The sequence below is a fragment of the Inquilinus sp. genome (genome assembly GCF_057815775.1).
The window spans coordinates 1-7,797 of sequence record NZ_JBYRFX010000736.1; the positions used below are offsets into that span (position 1 = coordinate 1).

The window sequence follows — 7,797 nt, forward strand, 5'->3', positions numbered from 1 at the left end:
ACCGCGCCGACCATCCGCGAATTGTCGATCCGCCTGGCCCATCTCGGCACCCACCCGATGATCCCGCCCTGCCGGCCGGGCGAGCCGCCGCGGCAGGGCGACTCCGGGGGCGCATCGTAGGGCCGATGTGATTCTGGGCCGGCGCGAGCATGCCCTCGCCGTCTGCGGCCATCACGACATGCGGGTGCGGCGCGCCTCCCTGCCGGCTTTACTTGGTGGCGTTCCGCGATCACCGGCCACTATTCAATGTACGGCAGATCAGCGCGTGGGAATGGGCGATGCCGCAGCGCAGCACGAGATTTCAAACTTCGCTTCACTGCGGAATGCGCCATCCGGAATTCGAAAATATTCGACAATACCGTCGACAATACTAAGTCTTTGTACTTTGGTATAATTTGTTCCACAATCTCGCAAATGCACAATACTGGTGTCGTACCAAAGAACAATGCCATTTGCGCGTTTCGCAATTGACTGAAAATTGGAATATTACCCAAACTGGGGACGGTCGCTTTCATAATCAAGCACTGCGATCGGCCCAAACGGGGCCGGTCCGATGCAACGGGCGATCTTCGAGGCGGACCCCCGACATGCCGCTGGCATCGTCGCGGATCCCGCATCGCGATCAATGGGAGGAACTGAATGCCCAGATTGCTGCGCACTTCCGGGTCCGCCTTGGCGCTCGTTTTCGCGCTGGCGGCTTTCCCGGTGTCCGGACAAGCCAATGACGAATTGCTGACGCTGCAGAAGGATCCGAACCAGTGGACCCAGCCGGCGGGCAACTATGCCAACACCCGCTATAGCGCGCTGAAGCAGATCACCACTGCGAATGTAAAGGATCTGCAGGTCGCCTGGACCTTCTCCACCGGCGTCCTGCGCGGCCATGAAGGCGGGCCGCTGGTGATCGGCGACACGATGTATATTCATGCGCCGTTCCCGAACACCGTCTATGCCCTCGATCTCGCCAACAACGGCAAGATCATCTGGAAATACGAACCGAAGCAGGACCCGAACGTCATCCCGGTGATGTGCTGCGACACGGTCAATCGCGGCGTCGCCTATGGCGACGGGATGATCTTCCTGCACCAGGCCGACACCACGGTGGTGGCGCTGGATGCCAAGACCGGCAAGGTGGTGTGGAGCGTCAAGGACGGCGACGCCACCAAGGGCGAGACCGGCACCTCGGCGCCGCTAGTGGTCAAGGACAAGCTGCTGATCGGCAATTCCGGCGGCGAATTCGGCGTCCGCGGCCACCTGACGGCCTACGACCTGAAGACCGGCAAGCTGGTGTGGCGCGCCTCGTCGATGGGCCCGGATGCCGACACGCTGATGGACCCGGTCAAGACCACCTCGATGGGCAAGCCGGTGGGCAAGGATTCCGGCACGTCGACCTGGCAGGGCGATCAGTGGAAGATCGGCGGCGGCACCACCTGGGGGTGGACCTCCTATGATCCGGAAACCAACCTGATCTACTACGGCTCCGGCAACCCCAGCACCTGGAACCCGGTGCAGCGGCCCGGCGACAACAAATGGTCGATGACGATCTTCGCCCGTGACGCCGACACCGGCATGGCGAAGTGGGTCTACCAGATGACGCCCCATGACGAGTGGGACTATGACGGCGTCAACGAGATGATCCTGACCGACCAGAAGTTCGACGGGAAGGACCGCAAGCTGCTGGTCCATTTCGACCGCAACGGCTTCGGCTACACCATGGATCGGGTGACCGGCGAACTGCTGGTGGCCGAGAAGTACGATCCGGCCGTAAACTGGGCCAGCAAGATCGACCTGAAGTCCGGCCTGCCGGTGCGTGACAAGAAGTACTCGACCGAGGCCAACGGCGAAGACACCAACTCGCAGGGCGTGTGCCCGGCGGCGCTGGGGTCGAAGGACCAGCAGCCGGCGGCCTACTCGCCGGAGACCGGCCTGTTCTACGTGCCGACCAACCATGTCTGCATGGATTACGAGCCGTACAAGGTCGCCTACACCGCCGGCCAGCCCTATGTCGGCGCGACCTTGAGCATGTATCCGGCACCGGGCGGCAACAACCTCGGCAACTTCATCGCCTGGGATGCGGAGAAGGGCAAGATCGCCTGGTCGATCCCGGAGCCGTTCTCGGTGTGGAGCGGAGCCTTGGCCACGGCCGGCGGCGTCGTCTTCTACGGCACGCTGGAAGGCTATCTGAAGGCGGTGGATGCCAAGACCGGCAAGGAGCTGTACCGGTTCAAGACCCCGTCGGGGATCATCGGCAACATCAACACCTATACCTACAAGGGCAAGCAGTACATCGCTGTCCTTTCCGGTGTCGGCGGCTGGGCCGGCATTGGCATGGCGGCAGGGCTGACCAACCCGCAGGAAGGGTTGGGCGCCGTCGGCGCATATGAGTCGCTGTCGCAATACACCCAGCTGGGCGGCACTTTGAACGTGTTCGCCATTCCTGACTGAAGCCTCCCTGTGCCTGGGGGCGGGCTTCGGCCCGCCTCCTTTTCTTTGCGGCCTGTGCCAGCCACTCGAGAGGATCGAGGATGCGTTTCCGTCCCCTTCTGCTTCGCGCCGCCATCCTGGCCGGCAGCCTGATCGCGATCGGCGGCATCGCCGGCCCGGGCTTCGCCCAGGACAGCGGCGGCACGCCGGCCACCCCGGCGCCGGCGGCAGGTGCACCAGCCGCAGCGCCCGCGGCGGCAGCCCCGGCAGCGGCCCCAGCAGCAGACGAGGAAAAGCCCTATCACATCGCGGCAGACGGCACGGTCGACTGGCCGGTCTATAACGGGTTCCGGCGCTACAACGGCATCTGCTACGTCTGCCATGGCCCGGATGGGGAGGGAAGCAGCTTCGCCCCGGCCCTGGTCGACTCGCTCAAGACGCTCAGCTTCGACCAGTTCCTCGACACGGTGGTCAACGGCAAGCAGGATGTGGGCACGGCGAACGACAAGAAGATGCCGTCGCTCGGCTCCGACCCGAACGTGATGTGCTACATCAACGACATCTATGCCTATCTCAAGGCCCGGTCCGACGGTGTCGTGGGACGCGGCCGGCCGGCCAAGTACGAGAAGAAGTCCAAGGACTATGCCGACGCGGAAAATGCCTGCATGGGAACGCCCGGCTAGGGCGCCCGGCATGATGACCCTCTCCCGGCGTATCGCGGCGCTCGGCCTCCTCGCCGGCGCCACCCTTCTGTCCGCCGCCACCCTTCCGGCGTGGGCCGACCCGCCGCATCCGGAGGCGATCGACCGCTCGGCCCTGCGCGTCTGCTCCGACCCGGCCAACCCGCCCTTCTCCAACGACAAGGGCGAAGGCTTCGAGAACAAGATCGCCGAACTGCTGGCCGCCAAGCTGGGCGTACCGCTGCGCTACACTTGGTTCCCGAACTCGACCGGCTTCCTGCGCATGACGCTGCGCGCCCGGCGCTGCGACCTGGTGATGGGCATCGTCGTCGGGGCGGAGCTGGTGCAGAACACCAACCCCTATTACCGCTCCGGCTATGTCCTGGTGACGCGGCGGGAGGACAAGCTGGCCGACCTCAGTGGCCTGGCCGACCCACGGCTGCAGACGCTGCATCTCGGCATCACCGCCGGCACGCCGCCGGCCAACCTGGCGGCGCGCAACGGACTGATGGTGCAGGCGCGGCCCTACCCGCTCTATGTCGACAGCCGCTACGACGCGCCGGGCAAGCAGATGGTCGAGGACCTGGCGTCGAAGCAGATCGACGTCGCCGTGCTGTGGGGGCCGATCGCCGGCTATTTCGCCAAGCAGCATGGCGATGCGCTGGTGGTGACGCCGCTGTTGAACGAGCCCAAGGACACCAAGCTGGACTTCTACATCACCATGGGGGTGCGGCCCGGCGAGAACGACTGGAAGAACCAGATCAACAAGCTGATCCGCGAGAACCAGGACGCCATCACCGCGATCCTCAAGGATTACGGCGTGCCGCTGCTCGACGCCCATGGCCAGCCGGTGCCCTGAGCCCGGCATGGCCCCTGCCCGCCTCCTCCGCTTCGCCGTTCTCGCCTTGGCGCTGACCGCCGGCCCGGCGTTGGGCCAGACGGCGGAGCCGGACGGCTACCGTATCGAGGACTATCGCGCCCCGGTGCCGGCGACGCTGAAGGGCGCGACCGTGATCGACGCGGCGGGGCTGGAGCGGATGATCCGCAGCGGCCCGGTCCTGCTGATCGATGTGCTGCCGCAGCCGCCGCGGCCGGACAAGTTGCCGCCGGACACGCTGTGGCGACCGCCGGCCCGCCACGACATCCCGGGCAGCGTCTGGCTGGCCAACACCGGCTTCGGTGCGCTGTCGGTGGAGATGGAGGCGTATTTCCACGACGCGCTGGCGGCGCTGACCCTGGGCGACCCCGCCCGGCCGCTGGTGTTCTATTGCGAGGCGAATTGCTGGATGTCCTGGAACGCCGCCCGGCGTGCCGTGGCGGAGGGCTACACCGCTGTCCAATGGTTTCCCGGCGGCATGCAGGACTGGACCGCCGGCAACCGCCCGACCTGGCCGAACACGCCACTGCCGGCGAAGTAGGTTCAGGCCTCACGCTCCTCCGCCGGCACAGCCAGGCCGGGGTCGACATGCAGCAGGGCGGCGACGATGGTGTCGATGCGCGGGTCCGCCGGGTCGCGCGGATGCGGCAGGTCGATACCCCGCTGCAGCGAGACCCGGCCTGCCCCGGCACCAAGCACCACCACGCGGTCGGCCAGCGTCACAGCCTCGCGCAAATCGTGTGTGACCAGCAGCACGGTCGGGCGGTGCTGCCGCCAATAGCCGGCCAGCAGGGCGCGCATCCGGCCGGCCAAAGCGTGGTCGAGCGACACCAGCGGTTCGTCCAGCAGCAGCAGGTCCGGCCTGACCAGCAGCGCCCGGGCCAGTGCCGCCCGGCGCTGCATGCCGCCGGACAGCTGGCCGGGATAGGCATCGGCGCTGTCCGCCAACTCCACCGCTGCCAGCAACTCGCGCGCCCGCGGTTCGGCTGTGCGGTCTGCGACCAGCATCAGGTTCTGCAGGATGGTCAGCCAGGGCGCCAGCCGCGGGTCCTGGAACACCGCCGCGCGGCGCGACGGCGGGCCGTCCGGCCAGTCGATGCGGCCCTGATAGCCAGAATCGAGTCCACCGAGGATGCGCAGCAGCGTGGTCTTGCCCCGGCCGGAGGGGCCGGCCAGGGCGACGAACTCGCCGCCGCCGATCGACAGGTCGACGCCGTCCAGCACCTCGCGCGGCACCGGGCTGGCGAAGCGCCGCCGGATGCCCTGCAGTGCGACGCCGATCACGGTGCCCGCCAGCGGCCGGCCGCACGATCCAGCGGCTGCAGGATGAAGGCCTCGATCGCCAGGATCACGGCGATGAACACCAGGGTGTAGGCCAGGATCCCGGCAATATCGAAGAAGTTGAAGAAGCTGCGGATCTGGAAGCCGACGCCGTTCGGCCGGCCCAGCAGCTCGACCACCAGCACGATCTTCCAGGTCAGGGCGAGGCCGGAGCGCGCGGCGGCCATCAGGCTGGGCGCCAGCTGCGGCAGCACGATCCGCCGCAGCACCCGGCCGCGCGGCACGCCGAACAGCTGCGCCATCTCCAGCAGCGACCGGTCCAGCGTCCGGGCGCCCTCGCGGGTGATCGCCACCACCAGCGGCGCCTTGTTGATGGCGACGGCCAGCACCGCCGCCGCCTCGTTCAGCCCGAACCAGACGTAGCACAGCACGATGGTCACCAGCGCCGGCATGTTCAGCGCGATCACCAGCCAGCCGTCGAACAGCTCGTCCAGCAGCCGGCTGCGGCCGAGCGCGAGACCGATGACGCTGCCCAGGACCATGGCGACGACGAAAGCGACCACCACCCGGGCCAGGGTGATGGCGACATCGCGCAGCAGGTCGCCGTCGATCAGATGCTGCCAGGCCGCAGCGGCGACCGCCGCCGGCGACGGCAACGTGGCGCTGTCGGCCAGCAGGGCCGCGACCTGCCAGATCGCGGCCAGGATCGCCAGCGACAGCAGCCAGCGCCAACGCCGGGTGGCTGCGGAGGCCCCGGCCGTGGCCGGCATGGCGCTAACCGCCATATCCGGTCCAGAAGGTGCCGGCTGGCAGGGCCTTGAGCCCGCCGACCGCGGCCGGCGTGATCGCGGCCATCAGGCGCAGGGCGGTGCCGGCCGCCGCCGAATCCGCCGGGCTGGGGCCGGCCGGGATGCCGGCGCGGTAGCCGTCGCGCAGGGCGGCGAACACGATGTCGTCCTCCGCATGCATTTCGGGCCGCAGCCGTTGCCACACCGCATCGTCGGTCTTCATCATTGCCTTGGCGGCGAAGGACGCGTCGAGGAAGCCCCGCGCCAGGTCCGGATTGGCTGCGGCCCAGGACTCGCGGAACACCCAGCCCAGCAGTGGCGGGGGCCGGTCGAGCCCGAGTTCCGGCAGGATGCGGGCGATCTCCACCACCGGCAGGAAGCCCTTGGCCGCGAGCCGCGCATTGAACTGCCAGAAGTTGAGCACGGCATCGAGGTCGCCGCGCAACGCCAACTGGTTCAACAGCGGCGGCGCCGCGAAGTTGATATTGGCCGCGCGCGGCAGGTCGATGCCGGCGGCCTTGCGGGCATAGGCCTGGATCAGCACCCAGCTCTTGTCATCGGCGCCGCCGGCGACGCCGAGCCGCTTGCCGGCCAAGTGCTGGATGGTGCGGATACCGGTTTTCGGATCGGCCATCAGCGCGCCGACGGTGAGCGAGAACGGGACGAAGGTGTAGTCGCGACCGGCCTCGCGCTGCCGCGCCACCCAGATCCAGTCGGTGACGATGGCGTCGACCTCGCCGGACTGGAAGGCGATCGCGGTGGCGTCCTGGTCGGCAAGCACCAGCGGGTCGAGCACGAAACCGTGCTGGCGGTCGAGCCCGTCGCGGATCACCGCCAGCTCCCAGTTCACCGTGCCGAACTGCAGCGATCCGACCCGGACCCGCGGCAGATCCTGGGCATGGGCGAGCCGCGCGCCGGAAGCGGCCAGGGCGGCACCGCCGAGCATGAAGCCGCGGCGTCCGATCACGGGCGTCATGGTCGTCCTTTCGTCCTATTTCCCCCTCAATGCTTCATACGGATCGGACGCGTCATCAGAATTCGACCACGGTGCGGATCGACGTGCCCGCATGCATCAGGTCGAAGCCTTCGTTAATCCGCTCGAGCGGCAGCTTGTGGGTGATCATCGGGTCGATCTCGATCTTGCCCGACATGTACCAGTCGACGATCTTCGGCACGTCGGTCCGGCCCCGCGCGCCGCCGAAGGCCGACCCCTTCCACACCCGCCCGGTCACCAGCTGGAACGGACGGGTCGAGATCTCCTGCCCCGCGCCGGCCACGCCGATCACGATGCTCTGGCCCCAGCCGCGGTGGGAGGCTTCCAGCGCCGCCCGCATCACCTTGGTGTTGCCGGTGCAGTCGAAGGTGTAGTCCGCGCCGCCGATCTGGTCCGCACCGCGCTTGGTCAGGTTGACCAGATACGGCACCAGGTCGCCCTCGACCTCGCTCGGGTTCACGAAATGGGTCATGCCGAAGCGCTCGCCCCATTCCTTCTTCGAATTGTTCAGGTCGACACCGATGATCATGTCCGCCCCGGCCAGCCGCAGGCCCTGGATCACGTTCAGCCCGATGCCGCCGAGCCCGAACACGATCGCGGTCGCGCCTTCCTCGACCTTCGCCGTATTGATTACAGCGCCGATGCCGGTGGTCACGCCGCAGCCGATGTAGCAGATCTTGTCGAAGGGCGCGTCCGGGTTGACCTTCGCCAGCGCGATCTCCGGCAGCACGGTGAAGTTCGAGAAGGTCGAACAGC

At 67.6% G+C, this 7,797-nt stretch carries 8 protein-coding genes; 4 read left to right on the forward strand and 4 right to left on the reverse strand.

All coding sequences use genetic code 11. From position 1 onward, the window contains the following. Positions 1–639 precede the first annotated feature (639 nt). The 4 genes from AC3XYG_RS25810 (at position 640) to AC3XYG_RS25825 (ending at position 4,519) form a co-directional block, all read left to right on the forward strand. Positions 640–2,442, forward strand: coding sequence for a methanol/ethanol family PQQ-dependent dehydrogenase (locus AC3XYG_RS25810; protein WP_489142737.1), 1,803 nt, complete (start codon positions 640–642; stop codon positions 2,440–2,442). Positions 2,443–2,522: 80 nt separating this feature from the next. Beyond that, positions 2,523–3,104 (forward strand): c-type cytochrome, methanol metabolism-related, encoded by a 582-nt coding sequence (locus AC3XYG_RS25815; RefSeq protein ID WP_489142738.1) that lies wholly within the window; start codon positions 2,523–2,525, stop codon positions 3,102–3,104. Between the two features lie 10 nt (positions 3,105–3,114). After that, positions 3,115–3,960 carry a substrate-binding domain-containing protein gene (locus tag AC3XYG_RS25820; RefSeq protein ID WP_489142739.1) on the forward strand — a complete coding sequence of 282 codons (846 nt, stop codon included), beginning with the start codon at positions 3,115–3,117 and terminating at the stop codon, positions 3,958–3,960. 7 nt (positions 3,961–3,967) lie between these two features. Continuing rightward, positions 3,968–4,519 carry a PQQ-dependent catabolism-associated CXXCW motif protein gene (locus AC3XYG_RS25825; RefSeq protein WP_489142740.1) on the forward strand — a complete coding sequence of 184 codons (552 nt, stop codon included), beginning with the start codon at positions 3,968–3,970 and terminating at the stop codon, positions 4,517–4,519. Between the two features lie 2 nt (positions 4,520–4,521). On the opposite strand, the gene AC3XYG_RS25830 is transcribed toward AC3XYG_RS25825, so the two are convergent. The 4 genes from AC3XYG_RS25830 to AC3XYG_RS25845 form a co-directional block, all read right to left on the reverse strand. After that, positions 4,522–5,262, reverse strand: coding sequence for an ABC transporter ATP-binding protein (locus AC3XYG_RS25830; RefSeq protein ID WP_489142741.1), 741 nt, complete (start codon positions 5,260–5,262; stop codon positions 4,522–4,524). Then, positions 5,259–6,029, reverse strand: coding sequence for an ABC transporter permease (locus AC3XYG_RS25835; RefSeq protein WP_489142742.1), 771 nt, complete (start codon positions 6,027–6,029; stop codon positions 5,259–5,261). Before AC3XYG_RS25835 ends, AC3XYG_RS25830 begins: the two co-directional genes overlap by 4 nt. Before the next feature lie 4 nt (positions 6,030–6,033). Then, on the reverse strand, positions 6,034–7,023 hold the full coding sequence (locus AC3XYG_RS25840; RefSeq protein ID WP_489142743.1) for an ABC transporter substrate-binding protein: 990 nt from the start codon (positions 7,021–7,023) through the stop codon (positions 6,034–6,036). A gap of 55 nt (positions 7,024–7,078) precedes the next feature. Beyond that, positions 7,079–7,797 (reverse strand): zinc-binding dehydrogenase (locus tag AC3XYG_RS25845; protein ID WP_489142744.1); only part of this gene is annotated, 719 nt, incomplete at its 5' end.